24 protein-coding genes are annotated in these 26,066 nt (G+C 61.5%); 15 read left to right on the top strand and 9 right to left on the bottom strand.

The window, feature by feature from the left end; genetic code table 11:
* The first annotated feature begins 96 nt into the window (after positions 1-96).
* Positions 97-1,311 (top strand): phosphoserine phosphatase SerB, encoded by a 1,215-nt coding sequence (serB, locus tag AB1J88_RS18100; RefSeq protein WP_007967407.1) that lies wholly within the window; start codon positions 97-99, stop codon positions 1,309-1,311.
* 91 nt (positions 1,312-1,402) lie between these two features.
* On the opposite strand, the gene AB1J88_RS18095 is transcribed toward serB, so the two are convergent.
* From AB1J88_RS18095 to AB1J88_RS18080, 4 genes are all read right to left on the bottom strand, one after another.
* A complete protein-coding gene (locus AB1J88_RS18095) occupies positions 1,403-3,157 on the bottom strand; it encodes a molecular chaperone (protein ID WP_430291634.1) in 1,755 nt (584 codons plus the stop codon).
* A gap of 142 nt (positions 3,158-3,299) precedes the next feature.
* Positions 3,300-4,160: an archaetidylserine decarboxylase gene (gene asd / locus AB1J88_RS18090; RefSeq protein WP_041065746.1), complete on the bottom strand. Its 861-nt coding sequence runs from the start codon at positions 4,158-4,160 to the stop codon at positions 3,300-3,302.
* Positions 4,160-4,993 (bottom strand): thiosulfate sulfurtransferase, encoded by an 834-nt coding sequence (gene rhdA / locus AB1J88_RS18085; RefSeq protein WP_047290968.1) that lies wholly within the window; start codon positions 4,991-4,993, stop codon positions 4,160-4,162. The genes asd and rhdA overlap by 1 nt, the downstream gene beginning before the upstream one ends.
* A gap of 42 nt (positions 4,994-5,035) precedes the next feature.
* Positions 5,036-6,574, bottom strand: a complete 1,539-nt coding sequence (locus AB1J88_RS18080; protein ID WP_041065740.1) for an HDOD domain-containing protein — start codon at positions 6,572-6,574, stop codon at positions 5,036-5,038.
* Positions 6,575-6,740: 166 nt separating this feature from the next.
* Here AB1J88_RS18080 and motA point away from each other — a divergent pair, with 166 nt between their 5' ends.
* Together motA and motB are read left to right on the top strand one after the other, a co-directional pair.
* On the top strand, positions 6,741-7,592 hold the full coding sequence (motA, locus tag AB1J88_RS18075; RefSeq protein WP_007952169.1) for a flagellar motor stator protein MotA: 852 nt from the start codon (positions 6,741-6,743) through the stop codon (positions 7,590-7,592).
* A 3-nt stretch (positions 7,593-7,595) separates the two neighbouring features.
* Entirely contained in the window at positions 7,596-8,672 is a 1,077-nt protein-coding gene (gene motB / locus AB1J88_RS18070; protein ID WP_134785299.1) for a flagellar motor protein MotB, read from the top strand.
* A 52-nt stretch (positions 8,673-8,724) separates the two neighbouring features.
* On the opposite strand, the gene AB1J88_RS18065 is transcribed toward motB, so the two are convergent.
* The 4 genes from AB1J88_RS18065 to rsgA all read right to left on the bottom strand — a co-directional run bounded on the left by AB1J88_RS18065 (position 8,725) and on the right by rsgA (position 11,823).
* Positions 8,725-9,210, bottom strand: a complete 486-nt coding sequence (locus AB1J88_RS18065) for a toll/interleukin-1 receptor domain-containing protein (protein WP_041065725.1) — start codon at positions 9,208-9,210, stop codon at positions 8,725-8,727.
* Positions 9,210-10,169 (bottom strand): caspase family protein, encoded by a 960-nt coding sequence (locus AB1J88_RS18060; protein WP_198758186.1) that lies wholly within the window; start codon positions 10,167-10,169, stop codon positions 9,210-9,212. The genes AB1J88_RS18065 and AB1J88_RS18060 overlap by 1 nt, the downstream gene beginning before the upstream one ends.
* Before the next feature lie 2 nt (positions 10,170-10,171).
* The gene (locus tag AB1J88_RS18055) at positions 10,172-10,579 is read right to left on the bottom strand and encodes a TIR domain-containing protein (RefSeq protein ID WP_430291633.1); all 408 of its coding nucleotides are present in this window, start codon (positions 10,577-10,579) and stop codon (positions 10,172-10,174) included.
* Between the two features lie 212 nt (positions 10,580-10,791).
* Positions 10,792-11,823, bottom strand: coding sequence for a small ribosomal subunit biogenesis GTPase RsgA (rsgA, locus tag AB1J88_RS18050; protein ID WP_430291631.1), 1,032 nt, complete (start codon positions 11,821-11,823; stop codon positions 10,792-10,794).
* Positions 11,824-11,930: 107 nt separating this feature from the next.
* Here rsgA and orn point away from each other — a divergent pair, with 107 nt between their 5' ends.
* The gene (gene orn / locus AB1J88_RS18045) at positions 11,931-12,473 is read left to right on the top strand and encodes an oligoribonuclease (protein WP_430291630.1); all 543 of its coding nucleotides are present in this window, start codon (positions 11,931-11,933) and stop codon (positions 12,471-12,473) included.
* 159 nt (positions 12,474-12,632) lie between these two features.
* The gene (locus tag AB1J88_RS18040; RefSeq protein WP_047290974.1) at positions 12,633-13,244 is read left to right on the top strand and encodes a trimeric intracellular cation channel family protein; all 612 of its coding nucleotides are present in this window, start codon (positions 12,633-12,635) and stop codon (positions 13,242-13,244) included.
* Positions 13,245-13,335: 91 nt separating this feature from the next.
* Here AB1J88_RS18040 and queG read toward each other — a convergent pair whose 3' ends face one another.
* Positions 13,336-14,400 carry a tRNA epoxyqueuosine(34) reductase QueG gene (queG, locus tag AB1J88_RS18035; protein ID WP_430291629.1) on the bottom strand — a complete coding sequence of 355 codons (1,065 nt, stop codon included), beginning with the start codon at positions 14,398-14,400 and terminating at the stop codon, positions 13,336-13,338.
* Positions 14,401-14,463: 63 nt separating this feature from the next.
* On the opposite strand from queG, the gene AB1J88_RS18030 reads away from it, so the two are divergent.
* The 10 genes from AB1J88_RS18030 to AB1J88_RS17985 all read left to right on the top strand — a co-directional run bounded on the left by AB1J88_RS18030 (position 14,464) and on the right by AB1J88_RS17985 (position 26,041).
* The gene (locus AB1J88_RS18030; RefSeq protein ID WP_086794249.1) at positions 14,464-15,963 is read left to right on the top strand and encodes an NAD(P)H-hydrate dehydratase; all 1,500 of its coding nucleotides are present in this window, start codon (positions 14,464-14,466) and stop codon (positions 15,961-15,963) included.
* Positions 15,951-16,421 (top strand): tRNA (adenosine(37)-N6)-threonylcarbamoyltransferase complex ATPase subunit type 1 TsaE, encoded by a 471-nt coding sequence (gene tsaE / locus AB1J88_RS18025; RefSeq protein WP_086794250.1) that lies wholly within the window; start codon positions 15,951-15,953, stop codon positions 16,419-16,421. Before AB1J88_RS18030 ends, tsaE begins: the two co-directional genes overlap by 13 nt.
* 51 nt (positions 16,422-16,472) lie before the next feature.
* Entirely contained in the window at positions 16,473-17,852 is a 1,380-nt protein-coding gene (locus AB1J88_RS18020; RefSeq protein ID WP_373557748.1) for an N-acetylmuramoyl-L-alanine amidase, read from the top strand.
* A 5-nt stretch (positions 17,853-17,857) separates the two neighbouring features.
* A complete protein-coding gene (mutL, locus tag AB1J88_RS18015) occupies positions 17,858-19,759 on the top strand; it encodes a DNA mismatch repair endonuclease MutL (RefSeq protein ID WP_186448485.1) in 1,902 nt (633 codons plus the stop codon).
* Positions 19,759-20,730, top strand: a complete 972-nt coding sequence (miaA, locus tag AB1J88_RS18010; protein ID WP_430291627.1) for a tRNA (adenosine(37)-N6)-dimethylallyltransferase MiaA — start codon at positions 19,759-19,761, stop codon at positions 20,728-20,730. Before mutL ends, miaA begins: the two co-directional genes overlap by 1 nt.
* 94 nt (positions 20,731-20,824) lie before the next feature.
* Positions 20,825-21,085 (top strand): RNA chaperone Hfq, encoded by a 261-nt coding sequence (hfq, locus tag AB1J88_RS18005; protein WP_003221112.1) that lies wholly within the window; start codon positions 20,825-20,827, stop codon positions 21,083-21,085.
* A 12-nt stretch (positions 21,086-21,097) separates the two neighbouring features.
* Complete coding sequence (gene hflX, locus AB1J88_RS18000) at positions 21,098-22,399, top strand: ribosome rescue GTPase HflX (RefSeq protein ID WP_003221114.1); 1,302 nt, start codon at positions 21,098-21,100, stop codon at positions 22,397-22,399.
* Between the two features lie 96 nt (positions 22,400-22,495).
* Positions 22,496-23,671 carry an FtsH protease activity modulator HflK gene (hflK, locus tag AB1J88_RS17995; RefSeq protein WP_041065698.1) on the top strand — a complete coding sequence of 392 codons (1,176 nt, stop codon included), beginning with the start codon at positions 22,496-22,498 and terminating at the stop codon, positions 23,669-23,671.
* On the top strand, positions 23,671-24,540 hold the full coding sequence (gene hflC, locus AB1J88_RS17990; protein ID WP_041065696.1) for a protease modulator HflC: 870 nt from the start codon (positions 23,671-23,673) through the stop codon (positions 24,538-24,540). The genes hflK and hflC overlap by 1 nt, the downstream gene beginning before the upstream one ends.
* Positions 24,541-24,853: 313 nt before the next feature.
* On the top strand, positions 24,854-26,041 hold the full coding sequence (locus AB1J88_RS17985) for an ATP phosphoribosyltransferase regulatory subunit (protein ID WP_041065693.1): 1,188 nt from the start codon (positions 24,854-24,856) through the stop codon (positions 26,039-26,041).
* Positions 26,042-26,066 lie beyond the last annotated feature (25 nt).

Raw genomic sequence — 26,066 nt, 5'->3', positions numbered from 1 at the left:
ATAGCGACAGGCCCTAGACCGGCAAAGCGCTCGCGGTGCCCGATGGTCACTGAAAGTGGGTAGAATGCGGTTTTTTTCCAGTTGCGGGGGTGCGCGTTGCGCGAAATCGTCCTGATTAACATCACGGGAGTCGACCGTCCGGGTCTGACTGCGGCCATTACTGGCGTTCTGGCACAAGGTGGTGTGAACATTCTCGACATTGGTCAGGCGGTGATCCACGACACCCTGTCGTTCGGCATCCTGGTCGAGATTCCCGACTCCGAGCAAGGCAAAGCCGTGCTCAAGGACATCCTGTTCAAGGGCTACGAGCTCGACCAGCAGGTGCGTTTCACCCCGGTGTCCGAAGAGGATTACCAGCAATGGGTGGGCAATCAGGGCAAGAAACGCCACATCGTCACCCTGTTGACCCGCAAAGTGACCGCCGGCCAATTGCAGGCGGTCAGCTCGATCACCGCCAAATATGGCTTGAACATCGACCATATCGACCGTCTGTCGGGTCGCATGCCGCTGGACACGCCGGCGGACAAGGGCAAGGGCTGCATCGAGTTCTCCGTGCGTGGCGAAGCGGCTGATCCGCAGGCGCTGCGTGCCGAATTCCTCAGCGTCGCGCAGGAACTGAACGTCGACATCGCCTTCCAGGAAGATTCGCTGTTCCGGCGCAACCGGCGTCTGGCGGTGTTCGACATGGACTCGACCCTGATCGAAGCCGAAGTCATCGACGAACTGGCCAAGGCCGCCGGTGTCGGCGAGCAAGTCTCGGCGATCACCGAGCGTGCGATGGCGGGCGAACTGGACTTCCGCGCCAGCTTCAAAGAGCGTCTGGCGTTGCTCAAAGGCCTGGATGTCAGCGTACTGGATTCGATCGGCGCCTCGCTGCGCCTGACTGAAGGCGCGGAAACCCTGTTCGCCGAACTCAAGCGCCTTGGCTACAAGACCGCGATCCTGTCCGGCGGCTTCACGTACTTCGCCAAACAGTTGCAGGCCAAACTTGGCATCGACTACGTGTTCGCCAACGAACTGGAAGTGGTCGACGGCAAGTGCACCGGCGTGGCGATCGAACCGATTGTCGATGCCCAGCGCAAGGCTGACCTGCTGAAGGAACTGGCCCATAAGGAAGGTTTGCGCCTGGAGCAGACCATCGCCGTCGGCGACGGTGCGAATGACCTGCCGATGCTGGCGATTGCCGGTCTGGGTGTGGCATTCCGCGCCAAGCCGCTGGTCAAGCAATCGGCCAAACAGGCGATCTCCACGCTGGGACTGGATGGCGTGCTGTATCTGCTGGGCTTTCGCGATCGCGACGGGCAGTTGTAATTAAAGATCAAAAGATCGCAGCCTGCGGCAGCTCCTACACTGGAATACGCGTTTTCCTGTAGGAGTTGCCGCAGGCTGCGATCTTTTGCTTTCAAAGCGATTTCCACAACGAGTCGAAATCCTCCTCGCCCCCGCCATTGCGTACGGTCTCCAGCGAGCGATAGGCAAACTGATTGAAACTGTGCGTGCTCGCCACTCGTCGATCCAGTCCGGCGCGGTGTTCTTCGCCATGGGTGTTGATCAGCACTTTATTGCCTTCCTGAAACGGCAGGCGCGGGGCCAGCAAGGTCGCGGGCAAGTCGATGGCACTGATCTCGGGCAGCAGCAGGCCTCGCAAGTAGTGGCTGTGATCGTCCCGCGAACGCACCAGTTGCAAACCGCAGGGCTCGGCGTGCGGCGCCACCAGCTCAAGGCCCATTTGCGGTCCGCCACCGCGTACCTGACGAATCCAGCGCACCACCGCAATGCTCCAGCCTTGATTCGAGCTGTCCTGAATCCCGACCATTTCCCCGGCCTGCAACTCGGCGGGCACTTCGTTCGGCCAGCCAAGGCAATAACCTCCGGGGCTATGGTTGATCACCGGCAAGGTGTAAGTCGGGTAGTGCGGAGTGTGGTCGGCTGTGCTGTCGTCTTCGCCGATATGGTCGTACTGAATCTCTTCGTACGGCAGAAATTCCTCAGCGCTGTTTTGCGGGGCGGCGTCGAATGCCTGGCTCCAACTGTCTTTTTCGCCCTTGGCCACCGCGCGGCTGAAGTTCGCCGCGCGGGCGCCGGGATGCTTGAGCAACTCACTGAAAGTGCGTTCGCCTCCCAGGTAGAAGTGCAGGGCGCTCATGCCTACGCACACGGTCAGGTTGCCTTGGCCGGGGGTGCGCTGAAAACTGCGCTCGGCGGTCTGGCCCCAACTGGCGTGCAGATGCTGCAGGGTGTCGAGGCTCAGTCCCGACGGGACGGGCAGTGGCGTCGATGTTTCCTGATGCAGTAAATGCGCTTCGATGACATTCACCAGCGGCTGCGGATTGACGCCGAGCAGGGTGCCCTGTTGTTCTTGGCGAAACATGCTGCGGTAGCGCGGGCCGGTGTCCAGATCGGCGCTGATGGCGAACAGCCCGTCGTCCGGGCTGCCGGGATGCAGTCTGAGCAGGGCGCTCCACGGCTCCAGCACCTCAGCCAGTCGGGCGATCTGGTTCTGCCGCAGTTGGTTGCAACGAGCGCTGCCCAGCAGCAGCGCGGCGATGTAGGTCTGCTCCAGGCTCAGCTCGGTGGTCAGGCTCGCCAGGTCGTCGTGCACCCGACGCTGCTGCAGTTGCAAGCCGCAGGCGCAGCGATACAACTGATGCAGCTCGAACCACAGTTGTTCCGGCGCCGGGCTATACAGCTGCGCGGCGCGCAGCAGTTGTCCCTTGAGCGCATGCGCAGCGCGTTGCAGGGCCTGACTGACCAGCGCCGCACGATCCTTGTGGTACTTGGGCACGATGCGCAGCACGATCTGTTTGTAACCGATGGCCAACTGACTTTGCAGCGCCTGACACAGGTTGCTGATCTTGCGCGAACGGTCATCGAGCATGATCGCCTGATGCAGGAAGTGCCGTTCCAGATGCTGGCAGACGAAATACACCTCGGGACGCAGCAGCTCCAGCAGTTGCAGGCGATTGTCACTCGGGGTCAGCAATTGATTGAGTTCGCCCAGGCCTTGGTACAACTGGCGGGCGGTTTCGCCGATGTTCGCCTTGGGCAGGCCGGCGATCCAGCGCTTGAGGTCGCGCGGGGTGGCTTCGCAGAACGACAGGCGCGACTGCGTGGGAATCGGAGCGCTCAGCAGCGGGGGGGAGATGGTCTGGCTCATGCCAAAAACCATAGCAGCAAATGAGCATGTCGGCCTTCAACCGGTAGGAGCTGCCGCAGGCTGCGATCTTTTGATCCTGGTTTTTAAAAACAAAGTCAAAAGATCGCAGCCTGCGGCAGCTCCTACAGGGGGCGCCGATGTATCAGGCGTTTGGCAGTGCCAGAGCCTGGCCCATTTGTACTGGCGAACCGGCGACCAACTCTTCAGCCCATTTCACCTGATCCGGGCCAAACAGCACGATCGCGGTCGAACCCAGCTTGAAGCGTCCCAGTTCAGCACCTTTTTCCAGATGAATCGGCGCACGGGCAGCTTCGTCGTAGCGGAAGGTTTTCAGCTCGCGCTTCGGCGGGGTCACCAGACCGGCCCATACGGTTTCAATCGAAGCGACGATCATCGCACCCACCAGCACCACAGCCATCGGCCCGCGCTCGGTGTCGAAAATGCACGCCACACGTTCGTTGCGGGCGAACAGTTCCGGCACGTTTTCCGCGGTGGTCTGGTTGACCGAGAAAATCCGACCCGGGATGTAGACCATTTCGCGCAGGGTGCCGGCCAGCGGCATGTGCACGCGGTGGTAATCCTTCGGCGACAGGTAAATGGTGGCGAAGTCGCCGCCCATGAACGGTGCGGCATTCGCCGCATCACCGCCGAGCAGTTCCAGCACGCTGAAGCTATGGCCCTTGGCCTGGAACACGCGACCGTGTTCGATCGGGCCGAGCTGGCTGACCGCACCGTCGGCCGGGCTGAGGATCGCGCCCGGGGTCTGGTCCAGTGGCCGCGCGCCGTCTTTCAGGGCACGGGTGAAGAACGCGTTGAAGTGCTCGTAGGCGGTCAGGTCTTCGACCAGCGCTTGCGACATGTCCACCTGATAACGCTTGGCGAACCACTGGGTGAAGGCATTCTTGAACCAGCGCACGCGGCACTCGGCAATGCAGCCGGCCAGACGCGACAGCAGGTGATGAGGCAGCAGGTACTGGCTGAGGATAAACAGACGCTCTTTCATTAGTTGTCCTTAGAACCTTGAATCTCGACAGGCGTATCAGGGTGGTTGCCCCATTCGCCCCAGGAACCGGCGTAGCCCTTGACCCGCGGATAACCGAGGGACTTGGCCACCAGATAAGTGAAGCCCGACCGGTGATGGGTCTGGCAGTGGGTAATGATTTCTTTGTCCTTGGTGATCCCGAGGTCTTCGAGGATCTGCGGCATGTCCGTGCGGATCCGCAGCTGACGCGCCTTGTCCATGCCGGCGGTCCACTCGAAGTTCACGGCGCCGGGGATGTGTCCACCCTTGGCGGCCAGGACTTTCTCACCGGAATATTCCAGCGGCCCGCGTGCGTCCCAGATCGCCAGATCGGCGGCGCCGAGACGGCTTTGCAGGTATTCGCGGGTTGCCGTCGGCCCTTCGTGCAGGGTCAGCGCCACCGGGCCGCCCACCGCAGGCGGCACCTGTATCGACATCGGCATGCCCGCTTCCAGCCACGCCGGGAGACCGCCGTCGACATAGTGGTATTTGTCGTGACCGATCACATCCAGGAGCCAGATGAAACGTCCGGCCCAACCGCCGCCCTCGTCGTCGTAGACCACGTAGACCGCATCCTGGCGATGCCCCAGCTCACCGAACAACGCCTCCAGATCGGCTTTGGCCGGCAGCAGCCCCGGCGCCGGCGGCTGGCCGAGCTGGGTGCGCTTGGGGTCGACAAAGCGTGCGCCGGGAAGATGACCTTCGGCATAACGGGCAGGGCTGGTCAGATCCACCAGAATCAGTTCAGGGGAATCGAGACGCGGGAGCAGGTCGCTCGGCTCGATGACGAGCGGCAAGCCAGAGAAGTCAGACATGTGAGGTCTCCAGAGCACAAAGGGGGGGATTGTAGCGCAGCCTCATCGGCCACGGCTGCTAAAGCTGTGCAGGGCTTTCTCGATGCATTGTGCAGTTTTGCCGAATGCCTGCACGGTGATGTCGGCGAACGGCCCGCCGCCCTGATCGGCCACGACGATCATGATCACCCGGCCGTTATTGACCAGTGAGCGCAGGAACAGGTGCTCGCCACGGAACAGCGAACGCAGGCCCGGCGGCAACAATGCGGAAAACTGTGCGTTGTTCTCGGGGTTGATCCGTACTTGTGCCTGCTGCGCGAGTAACCGTTGCAGGACTTTGCTCTGACTGACGACAAAATTCAGCGCGGCGGCTTCCTTCGGTAAACCGAAGGTCTGGTGTACGCGCAGATTGGACTGCGTGCGGTCGGCCATCAGAATCATCACCCGACGCATGCCGCTGGCGACCAGCGCATCGCGCGCGGCGACGGTCAGGCTCATGGCGTTGGTGAAGCGGCTCGGCTCGGCCAGCAGTTCGGCGCATTGTCGGCGCCATTGCGTCAGGTCCTCGGCATTCGGCGCGGCCGCTGGCAGCATCCCGGCCGGCAAGCGATGGGTACCCCACGGCCACAATAATGAAACGGCCGGGTGCCACAGATCGGGCATGGCATGCTGGCGCGCACTGTTGGCGGCTTGCTGGTGCAACTGCTGCTGCACTTCATCCATCGAGATTTGCAGATAAAGGCTGGTCAGGTACTGCCAGCGCTCGCTGTGCGGACTGTCCCAGGCCTGTTGCGCCGAGAGCGCCAGACCGTTGGCCAGCAATACGGTGTTGGCCGGTTGATTGAGCCAGCGGCGCAAAGTCGGATCGTCATCAAGGCGATTCTGCTGGCGCAGCGGATGCTCGCTGTCGCGGGCGATACGCAGCACTTTCACCAGTTCGCGCTGTTCGCTGAGCAGCAGTTTATAGCCTTGCTGCACCCAGATCGGCAGGTGCCAGACCTGTACCAGTGCCTCGGCGATCTTCAGCAGGCGTACGCCAAACAGTTGCTTCTCGACCACCAGCGCCGATTCGCCCTTGTGGATCACCCGCAGCTCCCACTCTTCGAGCAACTCGGGAAACGTCAGCGCCAGCGGCCATAACGGCGACAGAAACAACAGGCTGCCCCAATGAATGTCCTGCCACAGGCGCGCGAGGCGACTGGCAAAAAAACCGTTGGCCTGTTGTGTGGCGTGCTGGCTGATCATTTGCAGTTGGCGCAGGGCTTTGGGGATTTGCATCTGCGGTTCGACCGGCAGGCGCGCGAGCAATTCTTCGGTACGCGCCAGGCCCAGACGGTTGATCGCCACCTCGAGATTTTCCGCCGCAGCGGCCAGGGTGCCGTGGGTGTGACGATTCGCCTCACGGATGATGCTCAAGGCCAGTGCCGGGCTGTCCTGCATCAGGTCGGCGATGTCGCGCAGCGAACTGCGGTTGTCACGGATCGCGCGGCACACCTTGTCGTGAGCCTCTTGCGGCACGGGCAGCCGGACGCTGTCGAGCAGCTTGACCCAGCCTTCGAGGGTGGTCGGTTTTACGTGTGGGACGTTCGTTTCATTAGCCATGTCTGGACGGGATCTTCACTGACTGTAGACGCGCCCGGCATGGGCTAAATTGGCTTTTCGCCTGAACTGGCTATAGTCTGGCGCAGTTTTGCCGATAAGTAGAAGAAGAGATTTTTTAACTTCCGAATATGACCTTGAACCCGACTTAAGTAAGTACTTTCTACCTATGGCTAAAATTATCGGCATCATCGTCGTATTCGCGAGCGTGCTCGGCGGATACGTGCTCTCCCACGGCAAAATTGCCGCCCTGATCCAGCCCTTCGAGGTGATGATCATCGGTGGTGCGGCCCTCGGTGCATTCCTGCAGGCCAACCCCGGTTACATGACGATGCACGTGCTCAAGAAATCCCTGAGCATGTTCAGTTCGCGTTTCAGCCACACGTTCTATCTGGAAGTGCTGGGCCTGATCTACGAGATCCTCAACAAGAGCCGCCGCGAAGGCATGATGGCCATCGAAGGCGACATCGAAGACGCCGCTGCGAGCCCGATCTTCGCCAAGTACCCGGCCGTGCTCAAAGACGAGCGCATGACCGCGTTCATCTGCGATTACCTGCGCATCATGTCCTCCGGCAACATGGCTCCGCATGAGCTGGAAGGCCTGTTCGACATGGAACTCTACAGCCTCAAGGAAGACCTCGAGCACCCATCCCATGCGGTGAACGGCATCGCCGACGCCATGCCCGGTTTCGGTATCGTCGCGGCGGTACTGGGTATCGTGGTGACCATGGCGTCCCTGGGCGAAGGCGATCAGAAATCCATCGGTCTGCACGTGGGTGCGGCTCTGGTCGGTACCTTCTTCGGTATTCTCGCGGCCTACGGCTTCTTCGGCCCGTTGGCGCATTCCCTGGCCCACGATGCCAAGGAAGAGCTGAACGTCTATGAAGCCATCAAGGCTTCGCTGGTGGCGTCGGCTTCCGGCATGCCGCCATCGCTGGCGGTGGAGTTCGGGCGCAAGGTTCTGTACCCGGCGCACCGTCCAAGCTTCGCCGAGCTGGAACAAGCCGTTCGCGGTCGCTAAGCCATGGAAAATAATCAGCCGATAATCATCAAGCGCGTCAAGCGCATAGCCGGTGGGCACCACGGCGGGGCGTGGAAAATCGCCTTCGCCGACTTCGCCACGGCGATGATGGCGTTCTTCCTGGTGTTGTGGTTGCTGTCCACCGCAACGCCGGAGCAGAAGATCGCCATCGCCGGTTACTTCAAGGATCCGGTCGGCTTCTCCGAAAGCGGCACGCCGTACATCATCGATCTGGGCGGCACACCGACCCTGGCGCCGGAAAACACTCTCAACCCTGAAGTGAAATCGCAGCCGCAACCGGACAAGGTCACGGTCGACACCGAGCAGGTCGAAGGCATGGCCGAGCAGGTCGAGAAAGAACGCCTGGAGCTGTTGCTGCAAGAACTGCAGAACAAGGTCGACGAGAACCCGCAGCTGCAGAAGTTCAAGGATCAGATCCTGTTCGAGATCACCCCGAACGGCTTGCGCATCCAGATCATGGACGCGGAAAACCGGCCGATGTTCGACTCGGGCTCGGCACGTCTGAAGCCGTACTTCGAAGACATCCTGCTGGCCATGGCCGACACCATCAAAGCGGTGCCGAACAAGATCAGCATCAGCGGTCACACCGATGCCAAGCCGTACACCGGCACCGGCGATTTCGGTAACTGGGAACTCTCGGCCAACCGTGCCAACGCCGCGCGGCGTGCACTGGTGGCCGGCAGCTATCCGGATTCGCAGGTGGCGCGGGTCGTCGGTTATGCCTCGTCGGCGCTGTTCGACAAGGAGAACCCGTTCAACCCGGTCAACCGCCGCATCGACATCGTGGTCCTGACCAAAAAAGCGCAAGCGGCCATCGAAGGCTCGCAGGGTGCCGACGCGGCCAAGCCTGCCGCCGAAGGTCAGAACGGCGCCGCTCCGGCGACGCCGGTCGATCCGAACGCGTTGCCGGCAGACCAGCAACCGGTGCCGGCCCACGAGTTGCGCGAACGCTTGAACCTGTTCGACGACGCCGCACCGAAACCGGCAGTGCCGGGGACTGCGGCGCCAGCGCCAACAGCTCCGCCAGCCGCTGCACCGGCCCCCGCACCGAAGCAGTGACCAACAAAAAAGCCGACAGTGATGTCGGCTTTTTTGTGGCTGTCGATTGGCCTCAGAAACCGCGTCGAATGCGATTTTTCAGTTGTTCATGGAACAGATCGGCGTTGCGCTTATAGGTGCCGCTGAAGGACTCGTTGCTCGAATCCAGCGTCATCGAGCGCTTGCTCGACACTTCTTCACGATAGGCATCGATGAAGAAATTCAGATCACTGGCTGTGCTCAGCTTCGGCCACTTGTCCAGATACTCCGGCAACCGCGCGGGCCCGGTGCGGAACGAGCAGATCCGTCGGTTGCTGATGGTCGCTTCGCCGATTTCGAACGGCACCCACCACGACAGTGCGGTTTTCTCCGAAACCACCGCCAGCAGGTGTGTGCATTCGGTGATGTTGCGGGTGATCACCCCGGTGATGTCGTCGGTGGTCTGCGATTCCGGGTCGAGTACGTCGAGGTAGGTCTTGATGTTGGCCTGCATCAATTGGGCATTGATCGCCATGGCTTGCGGACGATCGATGTGGCGGTAGCTGATGAATACGGGCATCAGAAGTGTCCTTTTATGGCGAGTTCGCGGTAATAGGCGCCAAGTGCGGTGAGGCGGCAGCCGGTGGAGTGAAGCGCGGCGTAGTACATGTGTTCGGCATCCACCGGTTCGATCAGGCTGTGGCGGTTGCACATTTGCAGTTGCTTGAAGATGTCGCCGTGCTCGGGGTCGAACAGCGCTTCGGTGGGCTCGTAGCTGGGATCGAGCCGGAAGACGAAACTTGGCTCGGGGAACCAGTCCTTGAGTTTGCGCAGGGTTTCCTCGGCAATCAGCGGCGCGACTTCGCGCAGCGGCACGAACTGCGAGACATTGGTCTTGAACACCGGACGCTGTTCCCAGGCGCCCAGCGCATTGTCGACAAACGAATAAACGCTACCGGGGGTGACCTTGCCGAGTACGTTGGCAGCGCCACCGTGCAGCGCTTGCAGCAACAGATCCGTGAAGACGCCATGACCGCGACTCTCCACAGCGTACTGTTCTTTTTTGCAGGCCGTGAGAATGGTCACGCCTTCGCCGATCACACTGCTGCCGCCACGCAGATTACGCATGGCGCCTGCTGCGCCGGCCTGGCAGCAATCGAGAATGATGATTTTGTTCTTGATGTGCGGGGCCTTGTCCGCCCACTCCAGAATGTCACTGATGCGGATCCCGTCTCCGCCAGGCTGATAGTCCTGGGGAATCAGGAGTCCTTCGTCGATGCTGGTGTCGAACTGACCATGGCCGGCGAAGTACAGCAGTGCCACGTCACAGTCGCCTGAGAACAGGCTCTGGATCTGCTGTTTCATATGGCTGAGCGTGAGTTTTTCTTCGGCGGAAGTCAGCACTTTGCTGCTGAAGTTCGGTCGCCCGTTGGCGTGACGCTCCAGCACCGACGCCATGGCCATGGCGTCGTTGTTACAGCCGCTCAAGGGCGAGACGTGGTCGTAGTGGTTGATGCCGATAAACAGTCCTTTGCGCATGGTTACACCGCCGTGTGCAGACGAATCGCACTGACGATGCTGTTGGTGTTCCACGCGCACTCGGCGTGAGCCGCCTCACGCACGACAGTGGAAATGCGCTCGGCGCCGAACGGCTTGATCGCGATGATCACTTTGCCCAGGCGTTTGGCGATCTCGATTTCCTTGTTGATCCACTTGCTGTAAGTCGAATACATCCCGGCCATGATCAGCACCGCCGAGCACGGACGAATCTTGTTTTCGATGGCTTCTTCAAGCTGCTTGTCGGTCTGCGCGCCCATGATCGGGTTGTGCGGCGGCACGGAAAAATTCTTGAAACTGAAATCCGGTCTGGCGCCGAGCAGGCGTACCAGATTGTCGTGGGCGTGGGCGTAGTTCCACGAATGGCTGATGAACAAATGGTAAGTCTGCATGGGGTTCCTCGAAGGTCGCAAAGGTGCGAAGGAGGACCCCAATCTAGGCATCTGACGCGGGCCTACAAGGGCTGGGCGGTGAAAGAGAAATGTCCTGCAAGCGGGTGCGGACGGGGCTGTCAGAAGAGTCTGACGTTTAACGGAATCGAGGATTTGTCAGGCGCGGTCCGACATCCGGCAGCCCTCGGGCGAGAGGCTGCCGGTGCAGATGTTTAGTAGCCGTTTTCCGGCAGGCTGGCGATGATCGAGCGGTAGCTGTTCATCCGCTGCTGTTGCACGCGGCCATCTTCCAGGGCCTTGAGCAGTGCACAGCCGGGTTCGCGGTCATGCTTGCAGTCGCGGAAGCGGCAGGTGCCGAGCAGGTCGTTGAACTCGATGAAGCCGGCTTCGACATCAGCGCGGCTGACGTGGCCCAGGCCGAACTCACGGATCCCCGGGGAGTCGATCAGCTCGCCGCCGCCCGGGAAGTGGAACAGGCGTGCGGTGGTCGTGGTGTGCGTGCCCTGACCGGACAGCTCCGACAACGGGCCGACACGGGTCTCGACTTCCGGCAGCAGGCTGTTGACCAGCGACGACTTGCCGACGCCGGACTGGCCGACGAACACGCTGATGCGCCCGTCGAGCTGCTTCTGCAACTGTTCCATGCCATTGCCGTGATGCGCCGAGACTTCCAGCACCGGATAACCCAGCGTGCGGTACACCGCCAGCAGGGCATTGAGCGCCGGGGCGTTTTGCTTGTCGATCAGGTCGAATTTGTTCAGCAGCAGCAACGGGCGGATGCCGGCGTGTTCAGCGGCCACCAGGTAGCGGTCGATCAGGTTGGCATGCGGCTCGGGCAGTGGCGCGAAGACAATGACGATCATGTCGACGTTGGCAGCGACCGGCTTGAGCTGGCCACGACTGTCCGGGCGGCAGAGTTCGGTGGTGCGCGGCAGTTGTGCGACGATCACGCCGATGCCCTGGTTGCCGGCGCGCCAGACCACCCGATCACCGGTCACCAGCGCCGGCAGGTTGGCGCGCAGGTGGCAACGGAATACCTGACCGGCCAGATCGCCGTCCACAGCCTCGACCTCGACCTGCACCCCGAAGTGGGCGATCACCAGGCCGTGTTGCTCAGGCCCCAGATCGCCGCCCTCGAGGGCTTCGACCGCCGAGGACTCGCGTTTGGCGGCGCGGGCGGCGCGCTCGCCCTGAATCTTTTCGATGCGCCAGTTTTGACGACGATTGAGTTGGCGTTTGGCCATGGGTGTTCCGTCTGAAGAATGCAGCGATTAGGTAAAACGGCCGCGAGTTTAGCACGCCCGGGCACCGGCCTAGGCTAAACTGCGCAGCATTGCCTAGGAGCCCGAATATGCAAAACCCGCAGAACCTGATCTGGATCGACCTGGAAATGACCGGTCTGGATCCGGAAAACGACGTCATCATCGAAATGGCCACCATCGTCACCGACAGTGACCTGAACACCCTGGCCGAAGGCCCGGTGATTGCCATTCACCACAGTGACGATGTGCTCGCCCGCATGGACGAGTGGAACACCCGCACTCACGGCAGCTCGGGCCTGACCCAGCGCGTACGCGACAGCCGCATCAGCATGGCCGAAGCCGAGGCCGAGACCATCGCCTTCCTGGAAAAGTGGGTGCCGAAAGGCAAGTCGCCGATCTGCGGCAACAGCATCTGCCAGGATCGGCGCTTCCTTTATACCCACATGAAGGCGCTGGAAAGCTACTTCCACTACCGCAACCTCGACGTGTCGACGCTCAAGGAGCTGGCCGCACGCTGGGCACCGGACGTGCGCGACAGCTTCAAGAAGGGCAGCACGCACCTGGCGCTGGACGACATCCGCGAGTCGATCGCCGAGCTGCAGCACTACCGCAAGCATTTCATCAAGTTCTGATGTTGCACCGGGCCACTTGGTGAAACTGTAGCGGGGAGCGCTTCGCGCTCCATCGGGGATGAATCCCCTCGCCACAGGTTTTGAGGGGGCGCTTACCGCCCCCTTCTGGTGCGGCGCTGAAATGGCTAGACTGCGCGCCTTCCTGCCAGGACCGCCACCATGTTGCTGATGCTCTATCTGATCGCCATTACCGCTGAAGCCATGACCGGCGCGCTGTCTGCCGGGCGGCGCGGCATGGACTGGTTCGGGGTGGTGTTGATCGCCTGCGTCACGGCATTGGGCGGCGGTTCTGTACGTGACGTGTTGCTCGGGCACTATCCGCTGACGTGGGTCAAGCACCCGGAATATCTGGTGCTGACCTCGGCCGCCGCAATGCTCACCGTGTTCACCGCGCGCTGGATGCGTCACCTGCGCTCACTGTTTCTGGTGCTCGACGCGGTCGGCCTGGTGGCGTTCACCCTGATTGGCTGCATGACTGCGCTGGAAATGGGCCACGGCATGCTGGTGGCCTCGGTCAGCGGCGTGATCACTGGAGTGTTCGGCGGCATCCTGCGCGACATTTTCTGCAACGACATCCCGCTGATCTTCCGCCGCGAACTGTACGCCAGCGTCTCGTTCGCCGCCGCGTGGTGCTACATGCTCTGCCTGTACCTGAATGTGCCGAGCGAACAGGCGATTCTGATTACCTTGTTCGGCGGTTTTCTGTTGCGGTTGCTGGCCATCCGTTTCCACTGGGAAATGCCCAAGTTCGTCTACAACGACGAGCATTAATGCATTCCCCTGTAGGAGCTGCCGCAGGCTGCGATCCTTTGATCTTGTCTTTTAAATATCAAAGTCAAAAGATCGCAGCCTGCGGCAGCTCCTACAATTGACCGTGTTGTTTCAGCGCCCACTCGACGTGTTCGCGGACTAGATCGGACGGGTAATCACGGCGCGCCTTCAAGGCCTCCAGCACCGGAATGCTCGACGGCGCGTTGCCCAGCCCGACCGCCAGATTGCGCAGCCAGCGCTCGTAACCGGCGCGGCGCAGCGGTGAGCCTTCGGTGCTGCTGAGAAATTTGTCCTCGTCCCACATGAACAGCTCCGCCAGTTCGGCGTTGTCCAGGTTGTGCCGTGGCTTGAAATCGCTTTCCCCGGATGGTCGGGCGAAGCGGTTCCACGGGCAGACGATCTGGCAATCGTCGCAGCCGAACACGCGATTGCCGATCAGCGGGCGCAGGTCTTCGGGGATGGCGCTTTTCAGTTCGATGGTCAGGTACGAGATGCAGCGCCGGGCGTCCAGCACATAGGGGCCGACGAAAGCATTGGTCGGGCAGATGTCCAGGCACGCGGTACAGCGCCCGCAATGTTCGCTGCTGTGCGGTTCGTCCACGGGCAGCGGCAGATCGACAAACAGTTCACTCAAGAAGAAATAGCTGCCGGCCTTGCGGTTCAGCACGAGCGTATTTTTACCGATCCAGCCCAGCCCGGCTTGCTCGGCGATGGCTTTTTCCAGCACCGGGGCGCTGTCGACGAAGGCGCGAAAACCGAACGGGCCAATCTCTGACTGAATCTTGTCGGCCAATTGCTGCACACGTTTACGGATCAATTTGTGGTAATCGCGGCCCAAGGCATAACGCGAAACGTAAGCTTTCTCCGGTTGCGCCAGCATTTGTGCCATTTGCGTGTCGCCGGGCAGGTAGTCCATGCGCAGCGAAACTATACGCAACGTGCCGGGAACCAGTTCCTCCGGATGCGAGCGTTTGCTGCCGTGGGCGCCCATGTAATCCATTTCGCCGTGGTAGCCGGCGGCGAGCCAGCGCTGCAGATGCTGCTCATGCTCGGCCAGGTCCAGACCGCTGATGCCGACTTGCTGGAAGCCCAGCTCGCGGCCCCAATCTTTGATCGATTGGGCGAGGGCGGGCAGATCTGTGGTGATGGCGGACATGAGGCGAGAGAAACCGGAGCTGAGGTGCGTATAATTCTGCCAGACATCGGAGCCCGAAGACGCATGCCGCACACGAAAGATGAATTACCCGACGCGCTGTATGGCGCCGCGCAGGTGCGAGCACTCGATGCGCGGCTGATCGCTGCGGGTACGCCGGGCTTCGAATTGATGCAGCGCGCCGCTCATGCGACCTGGCGCGCATTGGTGCGACAGTGGCCTGCGGCGAACCAAATGACTGTGCTTGCCGGGCATGGCAACAACGCCGGTGATGGTTTTCTGATCGCCGCGCTGGCGCACCGTGCCGGGTGGGCGGTGCGGGTGCTGGCCGTCGGTGATCCGCAACGCTTGCAGGGCGACGCGGCGCAGGCTTATGCGCAGGCCATCAACGATGGTGTCGCCGTGCAGGGCTGGACTGCGCACAGCGAGCTGCTTGGGGTGATTGTCGATGCCTTGCTCGGCACCGGGCTGACCGGCGATGTGCGCGAGCCGTATGTCGCCGCGATCAAGGCAATCAATGCCAGTGGCCTGCCGGTGGTGGCGGTGGATATTCCTTCCGGACTGTCTGCCGATACCGGGCATGTTCTCGGCGTTGCGGTTCGCGCCGACCTTACCGTGACCTTTATCGGCTTGAAGCTCGGCCTGTTCACCGGTGATGCGGCGGATCAGGTCGGGGCGCTGGTGTTTAACGATCTGCAAGCCGCCGCCGACATCTACCGTGACGCTCCTGCCAGCGCTGTGCGCCTTGCGACGGCTAATCTTCCACGACTGGCTGCGCGTGCGCCCGCTGCGCACAAGGGGCGCTTCGGGCATTTGCTGTTGATCGGCGGCGATCAGGGATTGGGCGGGGCGATTCTGCTCAGTTCCGAAACGGCCCTGCGCAGCGGCGCCGGGATGGTGTCGCTGGCAACCCGGCCGGAACATGTCCCGGCAGCGCTGACGCGGATGCCGGAAGTCATGGCGCTCGGCACGTCGTCGGCCAATCAGTTGATGGGTCTACTGGAGAAGGTTTCGGTGCTGGTGGTGGGCCCGGGTCTCGGCCAAGCGAGCTGGGGCCGGGCGCTGTTGTCCGCCGCCGCCAATGCGCAGCTGCCGCAGGTATGGGACGCCGACGCGTTGAATCTGCTGGCAAGCGGTTTTGTCAGCCTGCCCAATAATTGCGTGATCACTCCGCATCCGGGCGAGGCGGCGCGCCTGCTGGGAATCGATACCGCCCAGGTGCAGGCAGACCGCCCGGCAGCCGCGCGGGCGTTGAGCAAAAAATATTCGGCCGTCGTCGTGCTCAAAGGCGCCGGCAGCCTCATCGCCCATCCCGATGGGCGTCTGGCGCTGTGTCATCAAGGCCATCCGGCCATGGCCACCGCTGGTCTGGGCGATGTACTCGCCGGGTTGATCGGGGCGCTGCTGGCGCAGGGCATGGACGGCTACGATGCCGCGTGCCTCGCAGTCTGGCTGCACGCCAATGCCGGCGCGCAACAAGGTAAATTCGGCCGTGGGCTGGCGGCCAGTGATCTGATTCCAGTCATTCGTCAGTTGTTGGAGGAGCATGCACCGTGTCTGAAGTAACCCTGTACCTGGCCGATGAACAGGCCATGAGCGACTTTGGCGCACGGATCGCCCGCGTTACCCGGGGCCACGGCCTGATTTTTCTCGAAGGCAACCTGGGCATGGGCAAAACCACTCTGTCGCGGGGCATCATTCGTGGCCTGGGGCACGTTGGCGCAGTAAAAAGTCCGACCTTCACCCTGGTCGAACCCTACGAAATCGGTGACATCCGCGCCTTCCACTTCGACCTGTATCGTTTGGTCGATCCAGAGGAGCTGGAGTTTCTCGGCATCCGCGACTATTTCGAAGACGACGCCCTGTGCCTGATCGAGTGGCCCGATAAAGGTGCAGGCTTTTTGCCAAAGCCTGACCTGACCATTACCATTAGCCCGCAAGACAGCGGGCGTTCGCTGAAAATGTTATCCCAGGGCTCGCGTGGCGAGGCCTGGTGTGCCGCTTTGGCATTGGAATCCAATTAAATGATGGGGTTAGGTATGCGCTTTCGCGCGTTGGTGGCTGCCGTTGGACTGATGTTGATGGCAGTGACCGTCAACGCTGTGGCCGAGACAAAGGTCAACAGCGTGCGCCTGTGGCGGGCGCCGGACAACACGCGACTGGTCTTCGACCTGAGCGGCCCGGTGCAGCACAGCGTCTTCACCCTGACCGCACCGGATCGGCTGGTGATCGACATCAACGGCGCTACCCTGGGTGCGCCGCTGAAAGTCTCGACCGCCAACACGCCAATCACCGCGATGCGTTCGGCCCAGCGTACGCCGACCGACCTGCGGGTGGTCATCGACCTGAAAAAAGCCGTCACCCCGAAAAGCTTCTCGCTGGCGCCGAACGCGCAATACGGTAACCGTCTGGTGGTCGACCTGTTCGACAACCCGGCCGATGCGGCGCCGCCGCCAGCTCCGACGCCATCGGTCGCCACCGTGCCGGCAGTGCCGGTGACACCGTCGGAACCGGCGATCAAACTCCCACCGGCCCCGGCCGGCAAGCGCGACATCATTGTGGTGATCGACGCCGGCCACGGCGGCGAAGACCCGGGTGCGTCCGGCTCGCGCGGCCAGCGTGAGAAAGACGTGGTACTGCAGATCGCCCGCGAGCTGCAGCGTCAGGTCAACGGCATGAAAGGCTTCCGCGCCGAACTGACCCGGACCGGCGACTACTTCATCCCGTTGCGCGGCCGTACCGAAATCGCCCGCAAGAAGGGCGCCGATCTGTTTGTTTCGATCCATGCTGACGCCGCGCCATCTGCAGCAGCCTTCGGTGCATCGGTGTTTGCCCTGTCCGATCGCGGCGCCACCTCGGAGACCGCCCGTTGGCTGGCTGACAGCGAAAACCGTTCCGACCTGATCGGCGGTGCCGGCAATGTCAGCCTCGACGACAAGGACCGCATGCTCGCCGGTGTGTTGCTCGACCTGTCGATGACCGCGTCGCTGACGTCCAGCCTCAACGTCGGTCAGAAAGTCCTGACCAACATTGGCCGCGTGACCCCGCTGCACAAGCAGCGCGTGGAGCAGGCCGGCTTCATGGTGCTGAAGTCGCCGGACATCCCGTCGATCCTCGTCGAAACCGGATTCATCTCCAACGCCAACGAAGCGAACAAACTCTCGGCATCGAGCCACCAGCAGGCGCTGGCGCGCTCGATCAGCAGCGGCGTGCGCCAGTTCTTCCAGCAGAACCCGCCACCGGGCACCTACATTGCCTGGCTGCGTGACTCCGGCAAGATCGCCCAAGGCCCGCGTGATCACCGCGTAAGCCCGGGCGAAACGCTGGCGATGATTGCGGTGCGTTATCAGGTATCCCCCGCGACGCTGCGTAGCGCCAACAACCTCAGCAGCGATGAGCTGAAGGTCGGTCAGCACCTGACCATCCCTGGCACCGAACTGGCGTCCAAAGAATGAACCAGGTGTTGAACGCCGCACGCATCGAACTGCTCAGCCCGCGGCTGGCGAACCAGATCGCCGCCGGTGAGGTGGTCGAGCGCCCGGCTTCGGTGATCAAGGAATTGCTGGAAAACAGTCTCGACTCCGGTGCCAAGCGCATCGACGTCGATGTCGAGCAGGGCGGCGTCAAGTTGCTGCGGGTGCGTGACGACGGCAGCGGCATTTCCGCCGACGACCTGCCGCTGGCGCTGGCCCGTCACGCCACCAGCAAGATTCGCAACCTCGAAGATCTGGAGCAGGTGATGAGCCTGGGCTTCCGTGGTGAGGCACTGGCGTCGATCAGCTCCGTGGCGCGCCTGACCCTGACGTCGCGCACCCGCGATGCCGATCAGGCCTGGCAGGTTGAAACCGAAGGTCGCGACATGGCGCCTCGGGTGCAGCCGGCGGCGCATCCGGTCGGTACCTCGGTGGAAGTGCGCGACCTGTTCTTCAACACGCCGGCGCGGCGCAAGTTTCTCAAGACCGAAAAAACCGAATTCGATCACCTGCAAGAAGTGATCAAACGTCTGGCGCTGGCGCGTTTCGACGTCGCCTTCCATCTGCGCCATAACGGCAAGACCATCCTCAGCCTGCACGAGGCCCACGATGATGCGGCCCGCGCCCGGCGGGTGGCGGCGATTTGTGGTTCGGGCTTTTTGGAGCAGGCGCTGCCGATCGAGATCGAGCGCAACGGCTTGCACCTGTGGGGCTGGGTCGGGTTGCCGACTTTCAACCGCAGCCAGGCGGACTTGCAGTATTTCTTTGTGAATGGTCGTGCGGTGCGCGACAAACTGGTGGCCCACGCGGTGCGTCAGGCTTATCGCGATGTGCTGTTCAACGGTCGTCATCCGACGTTTGCGCTGTTTTTCGAGGTTGATCCGGCGGCGGTGGACGTCAACGTGCACCCGACCAAGCACGAAGTGCGCTTCCGTGACGGGCGCATGGTGCATGACTTCCTTTACGGCACGCTGCACCGTGCGCTGGGCGATGTGCGTCCCGAGGATCAATTGGCCGGTTCCGTGACGACCGCTGTCGTTCGGCCAACGGGCATCGAGGCCGGTGAGTTCGGCCCACAGGGTGAAATGCGTCTGGCAGCCAATGCGCTGCTCGAGCAACCGCAGGCGCAACCGGCGTTCAACACGTCTTCGGGTGCCAGCGCTGGCGGCGCTTATCAGTATCAGTACACGCCACGTCCGCAGTCGGCGATGCCGCCGGCCGCCGAGGCTCAAGCCGCTTACCGAGAGTTCTTCGCACCGTTGCCGGAAGCGAATGCCAACGCACTGCCGGCCGGTCAGGAAGATATTCCGCCGCTCGGTTACGCACTGGCGCAGCTCAAGGGCATCTACATCCTGTCCGAGAACGCGCAGGGTCTGGTGTTGGTGGATATGCATGCCGCGCACGAACGGATCATGTACGAACGCCTGAAGATCGCCATGGCCAGCGAAGGTCTCAGCGGTCAGCCGCTGCTGGTGCCGGAGTCGCTGGCGGTCAGTCAGCGTGAAGCCGATTGTGCCGAAGAACACGCTGCATGGTTCCAGAAGCTGGGCTTCGAGCTGCAGCGTCTGGGCCCGGAAACGTTGGCGATCCGCCAGATTCCGGCGCTGCTCAAGCAGGCCGAGGCCAATCGGTTGGTGGGTGACGTGTTATCGGACCTGATGGAATACGGCACCAGCGACCGGATTCAGGCACACCTGAACGAACTGCTCGGCACCATGGCCTGCCACGGTGCGATCCGCGCCAACCGGCGCCTGGCCCTGCCAGAAATGAACGGCCTGCTGCGCGACATGGAAAACACCGAGCGCAGCGGTCAATGCAACCATGGCCGACCGACCTGGACCCAACTGGGCCTGGACGATCTGGACAAACTGTTCCTGCGCGGTCGTTGATGAGCCAGCTTCCTCCAGCGATTTTCCTGATGGGCCCGACCGCTGCGGGCAAGACCGACCTGGCCATCGAGCTGACCAAGGTGCTGCCGTGCGAGCTGATCAGCGTCGACTCGGCGCTGGTCTATCGCGGCATGGACATCGGCACCGCCAAGCCTTCCAAAGAATTGCTGGCCGAGTTTCCGCACCGGCTGATCGACATTCTCGATCCGGCCGAGGCCTATTCGGCCGCCGATTTTCGCCGCGATGCCCTGCAAGCGATGGCCGAGATCACCGCACGCGGAAAAATTCCGCTGCTGGTCGGTGGCACCATGCTCTATTACAAGGCGTTGGTTGATGGCCTGGCGGACATGCCGGCGGCGGATCCCGAGGTTCGTGCGCAGATCGAAGAAGAGGCTGCACGCCTTGGCTGGCAAGCCCTGCACGATCAGCTGGCGATCATCGATCCGGTGTCGGCGGCACGCATTCATCCGAACGATCCGCAGCGCCTGAGTCGGGCGCTGGAGGTTTATCGGGTCAGCGGCCAGAGCATGACCGCCCTGCGTCAGCAACAATCTGCGCAAAGTACTGAAGCAGCCGCTTCGGGACGGCAACAATTGCCCTATACTGTCGCGAACTTGGCCATTGCTCCGGCAAATCGCCAGGTACTGCACGAACGCATTAAACAAAGATTCACAAATATGCTGGAACAGGGATTCATCGACGAGGTCGTAGCCCTGCGTAAAAGAAGTGACCTGCATGCCGGGTTGCCGTCTATACGTGCGGTAGGCTACCGCCAAGTCTGGGACTACCTGGATGGCAAGCTGTCGTTAGCTGAAATGCAGGAACGCGGCATCATTGCCACGCGTCAATTGGCCAAGCGCCAGTTCACCTGGCTGCGCAGCTGGGAAGAACTGCACTGGCTGGACAGTCTTGATTGCGACAATCTGCCACGCGCCTTGAAATACCTTGGGACCATCTCCATATTGAGCTGAGTCCTTGCAATTGCCGTCTATCCTTGGGGGTGTGGCGGCCAAAGCCATCTGAATTACCTATTTTTATTATTGAATCCTTAAAGGAGTGCGGCACATGTCAAAAGGGCATTCGCTACAAGACCCTTACTTGAATACTTTACGTAAAGAGAAAGTTGGGGTTTCCATCTACCTGGTCAACGGTATCAAACTGCAAGGCACGATCGAGTCGTTCGACCAGTTCGTTATCCTGCTGAAAAACACCGTCAGCCAGATGGTTTACAAACACGCTATCTCGACAGTCGTGCCAGTACGTCCAATTCGTCTGCCTAGCGCAACCGAATCCGATGCAGGTGACGCTGAGCCAGGTAACGCCTGATAGGAGTCTCCTTTGTTCTTTGAGCGCCACGGTGGTGGTGAGCGAGTCATCCTCGTTCACTTGGAAGGTCAGGACCCTGAGGCGCGCGAAGATCCGCAGGAGTTTCAGGAATTGGCTAATTCGGCGGGCGCCGAGACCGTTGCGTTTTTTAACGTACCGCGTCATCGGCCAACCGCCAAATTCCTGATTGGCAGCGGCAAGGTCGAAGAATTGCGCGACCTGGTCCATGCCGAGAAGGCCGATCTGGTGATTTTCAATCACATTCTCACGCCCAGTCAGGAACGTAACCTCGAACGTGTTTTCGAGTGTCGCGTGATCGACCGTACCGGCCTGATTCTCGATATCTTTGCCCAGCGCGCGCGTACCCATGAAGGCAAGCTCCAGGTCGAACTGGCCCAGCTTGATCACATGAGCACTCGCCTGGTTCGCGGCTGGACTCACCTTGAGCGTCAGGGTGGCGGTATCGGCATGCGCGGCCCGGGTGAAACCCAGCTCGAAACCGACCGGCGTCTGCTGCGGGTGCGTCTGCGTCAGATCAAGGGGCGTCTGGAAAAAGTGCGCAGCCAGCGCGAGCAATCGCGACGCGGCCGCTCCCGTGCGGATATCCCTACCGTGTCTCTGGTGGGCTATACCAACGCCGGCAAATCCACGCTGTTCAATAACGTGACCAAATCCGAGGTGTACGCGGCCGACCAGTTGTTCGCCACGCTGGACCCGACCCTGCGCCGTCTGGAACTGGACGACCTGGGGCCGATTGTTCTCGCGGACACGGTAGGGTTCATTCGGCACTTGCCGCACAAGCTGGTCGAGGCATTTCGGTCTACGCTCGAAGAGTCGAGCAACTCCGACCTGCTGTTGCACGTGATCGACGCGGCCGAGCCGGATCGCATGTTGCAGATCGAGCAGGTGATGGTGGTGCTGGGCGAGATCGGGGCGCAGGACTTGCCGATCCTCGAGGTATACAACAAACTCGATTTGCTTGAAGGCGTTGAGCCACAGATCCAGCGCGATGCCGATGGCAAGCCACAGCGGGTCTGGCTGTCGGCGCGTGATGGCACGGGTCTGGAATTGCTTGAGCAAGCCATTGCCGAGTTGCTGGGCAGTGATTTGTTTGTGGGGACATTGCGCTTGCCGCAACGGTTCGCTCGACTGCGTGCGCAGTTCTTCGAACTCGGCGCGGTACAGAAAGAAGAACACGACGAAGAAGGCATCTGCCTGCTGGCCGTTCGTTTGCCCCGGGTCGAGTTGAATCGACTGGTAAGCCGCGAAGGATTGCAGCCGATGGAATTCATCGAGCAACACACTTTGCAATAAAAGCCTGGCAAAGCGGTTGTGCCGCAACGGCAGGCATTCTGTAGCATTGGTCGGCGCGCCGTGGGTGCGTCTTTGCTTTATCAGATGGAGAGCGCTATGGCTTGGAATGAGCCGGGTGGCAACTCGAATAATCAGGATCCTTGGGGTGGCAAGCGCCGCAATAACGGCGACCGCAAGGGGCCACCGGATCTCGACGAGGCCTTCCGAAAGCTGCAGGAAAGCCTGAACGGGTTGTTCGGTGGTGGTAAGAAACGCGGTGGTGACGACGGCGGTGGTTCGGGCAGGAGTGGTGGCGGCTTCGGCGGTCTGCTCGGCATCGGCCTCGTCGTGCTGGCGGCTGTCTGGCTGTACAGCGCAGTCTATGTGGTCGACGAGCAGGAGCAAGCCGTGGTGCTGCGCTTCGGCAAGTACTACGAGACTGTCGGCCCCGGCCTGAACATCTACTTCCCGCCGATCGACAAGAAGTACATGGAGAACGTCACGCGTGAGCGTGCCTACACCAAGCAGGGCCAGATGCTGACCGAAGACGAAAACATCGTCGAAGTGCCGCTGACCGTGCAGTACAAGATCAGCAACCTGCAGGATTTCGTGCTGAACGTCGATCAGCCGGAAATCAGCCTGCAGCATGCGACCGACAGTGCTCTGCGCCACGTGGTGGGTTCGACCGCCATGGACCAGGTGCTGACCGAAGGTCGTGAACTGATGGCCAGCGAAATCAAGGAGCGTCTGCAACGTTTCCTCGATACCTATCGCACCGGTATCACCGTCACTCAGGTCAACGTACAGAGCGCAGCGGCACCGCGCGAAGTGCAGGAAGCCTTTGACGACGTGATCCGCGCCCGGGAAGACGAGCAGCGTTCGCGCAACCAGGCGGAAACCTACGCCAACGGCGTCGTGCCGGAAGCCCGTGGTCAGGCCCAGCGTATCCTCGAGGATGCCAACGGTTACCGTGACGAAACGGTCTCGCGCGCCAAGGGTGAGGCAGACCGCTTTACCAAGCTGGTCGCGGAATATCGCAAGGCCCCTGAAGTCACCCGCCAGCGTCTGTACCTGGACACCATGCAGGAAGTCTTCAGCAACACCAGCAAGGTACTCGTGACCGGCAACAAGAACGGCCAGAGCAACCTGCTTTACCTGCCGTTGGACAAGATGATCCAGAACAGTTCGGGCAGCAATGCACCGGTGACCGGTTCGGCCGCCGCCAGCAACAACACGGACGTCGCGCCGCATGTCACTGACCTGCCGCAGACACGTACAAGGGAGAGCCGCTGATGAGCAATAAATCGCTGATCGCCCTGATCGTTGGCGTTGTCGTGGTGCTGGTGGGCTGGAACTGCTTCTACATCGTCGCTCAGACCGAGCGTGCGGTGCTGCTGCAATTCGGTCGTGTGGTTCAGGCTGATGTTCAGCCGGGCCTGCATGTGAAAGTGCCTTACGTTAACCAGGTGCGTAAATTCGACGCACGTCTGATGACGCTGGATGCACCGACACAGCGCTTCCTGACCCTGGAAAAGAAAGCCGTGATGGTCGATGCCTACGCCAAGTGGCGCGTGAAAGATGCCGAGCGCTTCTACACCGCGACTTCCGGCCTCAAGCAAATCGCCGACGAGCGTCTGTCCCGTCGTCTGGAATCCGGTCTGCGTGACCAGTTCGGCAAACGCACCCTGCACGAAGTGGTGTCGGGTGAGCGTGATGCGCTGATGGCTGACATCACCGCGTCGCTGAACAAGATGGCGGAAAAAGAGCTGGGTATCGAAGTCGTCGATGTCCGGGTCAAGGCCATCGATCTGCCGAAAGAAGTGAACCGCAGCGTGTTCGAGCGCATGAGCACCGAGCGTGAGCGTGAAGCTCGCGAGCACCGCGCCAAGGGTAACGAGCTGGCCGAAGGCATCCGTGCCGACGCCGATCGTCAACGCCGCGTGCTGTTGGCTGAGGCCTATCGTGAATCCGAAGAGATTCGCGGTGACGGCGATGCCCAGGCTGCTGCGATCTACTCCAAGGCCTACGGTCAGGATCAGGAGTTCTACGGTTTCTACCGTAGCCTGCGTGCCTACCGTGACAGCTTCGCGAACAAATCCGACGTCATGGTTCTCGACCCAAGCAGCGACTTCTTCCGTTACCTGGAAAAGTCCAAGCCTTGATACGACGTTGACCTGAATCATTCCGCCCGGCGGCTAAAACCTCGGGCGGGGTGATCCTTTGGGAAAACGTGTGTATGATGCGGCAGCCGGGAAATTCCCGGCTTTTTTGCGTCTGCACGTTTGATTGCTGTTTTTTGTTGCAGGCATCGGGTTGAATGGCCCGAGCGTTTTTCGAGGAAAGTGATGGGCGAAGCCGGTAACAGGCCTTTCGCCGCGTCGTTCATGCGCGTGCGTTTTGAACGGTTCGGTCATTTTCTGCTTCACTCAAGGCTCGCCCGCAGGCTGGCCGCCCGGATCAAAGGGGAATGGCGTAATGGCAACGGTAGACCGCTGGCTGCTGCCAGATGGCATCGAAGAAGTACTGCCACCGGAAGCGGCGCGCATTGAAGTCGCGCGTCGTCAGGTGTTGGATCTGTTCCAGAGCTGGGGTTACGAGTTTGTCGTGACTCCCCATATCGAGTACCTGGAATCCCTGCTGACCGGTGCGGGCCAGGACCTGGATCTGCGTACCTTCAAGGTCATCGACCCGCAGTCGGGTCGGCAGATGGGGTTCCGTGCCGACATCACGCCGCAAGTGGCGCGCATCGATGCGCACACCCTGCGTCGCGAAGGCCCTAGCCGCCTGTGCTACGCCGGCAGCGTGTTGCATGCCCAGCCGCGTGCGCTGTCGTCCTCGCGCAGCCCGATTCAACTGGGTGCCGAGTTGTACGGCGATGCCAGCCCGAGCAGCGACGTGGAAGTCATCAGCCTGATGCTGGCCATGCTGCAACTGGCCGATGTGCCGGATGTGCACATGGACCTTGGCCATGTCGGCATCTACCGTGGTCTGGCGCGTGCCGCCGGTCTGTCCGGTGAGGTTGAGCAGCAGTTGTTCGATGCGTTGCAACGCAAGGCCATCGATGAGGTCATTAGCTTGACCGAAGGCCTGCCGGCCGATCTGTCCGGCATGCTGCGGGCACTGGTCGACCTGTGTGGTGGCCGTGAAGTATTGAGCGCTGCCCGTGAGCGTCTGGCCAATGCGCCGGCGCCGGTTTTGGCAGCGCTGGAAGATTTGCTGGCAATCGCCGAGCGTCTGGCGACGCGTTTCCCGGAGCTGCCGCTGTACTTCGATCTGGGCGAGCTGCGTGGCTACCACTACCACACCGGTGTGGTGTTCGCGGTGTTTGTCCCGGGCGTGGGTCAGTCCATCGCTCAGGGCGGTCGTTACGACGACATCGGCGCCGACTTCGGTCGTGCCCGTCCGGCGACCGGCTTCTCTACCGATTTGAAAACCCTGGTGACCCTGGGGCGTGCTGAGATCGAGCTACCGTCTGGCGGTATCTGGATGCCTGACAGTACGGATGCGGCACTCTGGCAGCAGGTTTGCCAGTTGCGCAGTGAGGGTCAGCGTGTCGTTCAGGCATTGCCTGGACAACCTTTGGCCGCCGCCCGTGATGCGGACTGCGACCGGCAATTGATTCAGCAGAACGGGCTTTGGCAAGTATCGCCACTGGCTTCTTGAGTTTTCCTGCCGGCCATCGCCGGCA

It is taken from the genome of Pseudomonas sp. S8 (assembly GCF_050473925.1).
GTDB lineage: Bacteria > Pseudomonadota > Gammaproteobacteria > Pseudomonadales > Pseudomonadaceae > Aquipseudomonas > Aquipseudomonas parakoreensis.
The sequence above is the reverse complement of the archived record's forward strand: the minus strand, read 5'-3'. Positions and strand labels throughout refer to the sequence as shown.

What these genes read in the sequence shown, in the direction of transcription:
- AB1J88_RS18055 (WP_430291633.1), bottom strand. Translation starts at nt 10,579, where the DNA reads ATGCAGACTTACCATTTGTTCATCAGCCATTCGTGGAACTACGCCCAC.
- AB1J88_RS18020 (WP_373557748.1), top strand. Translation starts at nt 16,473, where the DNA reads ATGTTGATGGCAGTGACCGTCAACGCTGTGGCCGAGACAAAGGTCAAC.
- hflK (WP_041065698.1), top strand. Translation starts at nt 22,496, where the DNA reads ATGGCTTGGAATGAGCCGGGTGGCAACTCGAATAATCAGGATCCTTGG.
- orn (WP_430291630.1), top strand. Translation starts at nt 11,931, where the DNA reads ATGCAAAACCCGCAGAACCTGATCTGGATCGACCTGGAAATGACCGGT.
- hfq (WP_003221112.1), top strand. Translation starts at nt 20,825, where the DNA reads ATGTCAAAAGGGCATTCGCTACAAGACCCTTACTTGAATACTTTACGT.
- AB1J88_RS18065 (WP_041065725.1), bottom strand. Translation starts at nt 9,210, where the DNA reads ATGCCCGTATTCATCAGCTACCGCCACATCGATCGTCCGCAAGCCATG.
- AB1J88_RS18060 (WP_198758186.1), bottom strand. Translation starts at nt 10,169, where the DNA reads ATGCGCAAAGGACTGTTTATCGGCATCAACCACTACGACCACGTCTCG.
- motA (WP_007952169.1), top strand. Translation starts at nt 6,741, where the DNA reads ATGGCTAAAATTATCGGCATCATCGTCGTATTCGCGAGCGTGCTCGGC.
- asd (WP_041065746.1), bottom strand. Translation starts at nt 4,160, where the DNA reads ATGAAAGAGCGTCTGTTTATCCTCAGCCAGTACCTGCTGCCTCATCAC.
- AB1J88_RS18080 (WP_041065740.1), bottom strand. Translation starts at nt 6,574, where the DNA reads ATGGCTAATGAAACGAACGTCCCACACGTAAAACCGACCACCCTCGAA.
- AB1J88_RS18095 (WP_430291634.1), bottom strand. Translation starts at nt 3,157, where the DNA reads ATGAGCCAGACCATCTCCCCCCCGCTGCTGAGCGCTCCGATTCCCACG.
- rsgA (WP_430291631.1), bottom strand. Translation starts at nt 11,823, where the DNA reads ATGGCCAAACGCCAACTCAATCGTCGTCAAAACTGGCGCATCGAAAAG.
- AB1J88_RS17985 (WP_041065693.1), top strand. Translation starts at nt 24,854, where the DNA reads ATGGCAACGGTAGACCGCTGGCTGCTGCCAGATGGCATCGAAGAAGTA.
- miaA (WP_430291627.1), top strand. Translation starts at nt 19,759, where the DNA reads ATGAGCCAGCTTCCTCCAGCGATTTTCCTGATGGGCCCGACCGCTGCG.
- queG (WP_430291629.1), bottom strand. Translation starts at nt 14,400, where the DNA reads ATGTCCGCCATCACCACAGATCTGCCCGCCCTCGCCCAATCGATCAAA.
- motB (WP_134785299.1), top strand. Translation starts at nt 7,596, where the DNA reads ATGGAAAATAATCAGCCGATAATCATCAAGCGCGTCAAGCGCATAGCC.
- hflC (WP_041065696.1), top strand. Translation starts at nt 23,671, where the DNA reads ATGAGCAATAAATCGCTGATCGCCCTGATCGTTGGCGTTGTCGTGGTG.
- rhdA (WP_047290968.1), bottom strand. Translation starts at nt 4,993, where the DNA reads ATGTCTGACTTCTCTGGCTTGCCGCTCGTCATCGAGCCGAGCGACCTG.
- AB1J88_RS18030 (WP_086794249.1), top strand. Translation starts at nt 14,464, where the DNA reads ATGCCGCACACGAAAGATGAATTACCCGACGCGCTGTATGGCGCCGCG.
- AB1J88_RS18040 (WP_047290974.1), top strand. Translation starts at nt 12,633, where the DNA reads ATGTTGCTGATGCTCTATCTGATCGCCATTACCGCTGAAGCCATGACC.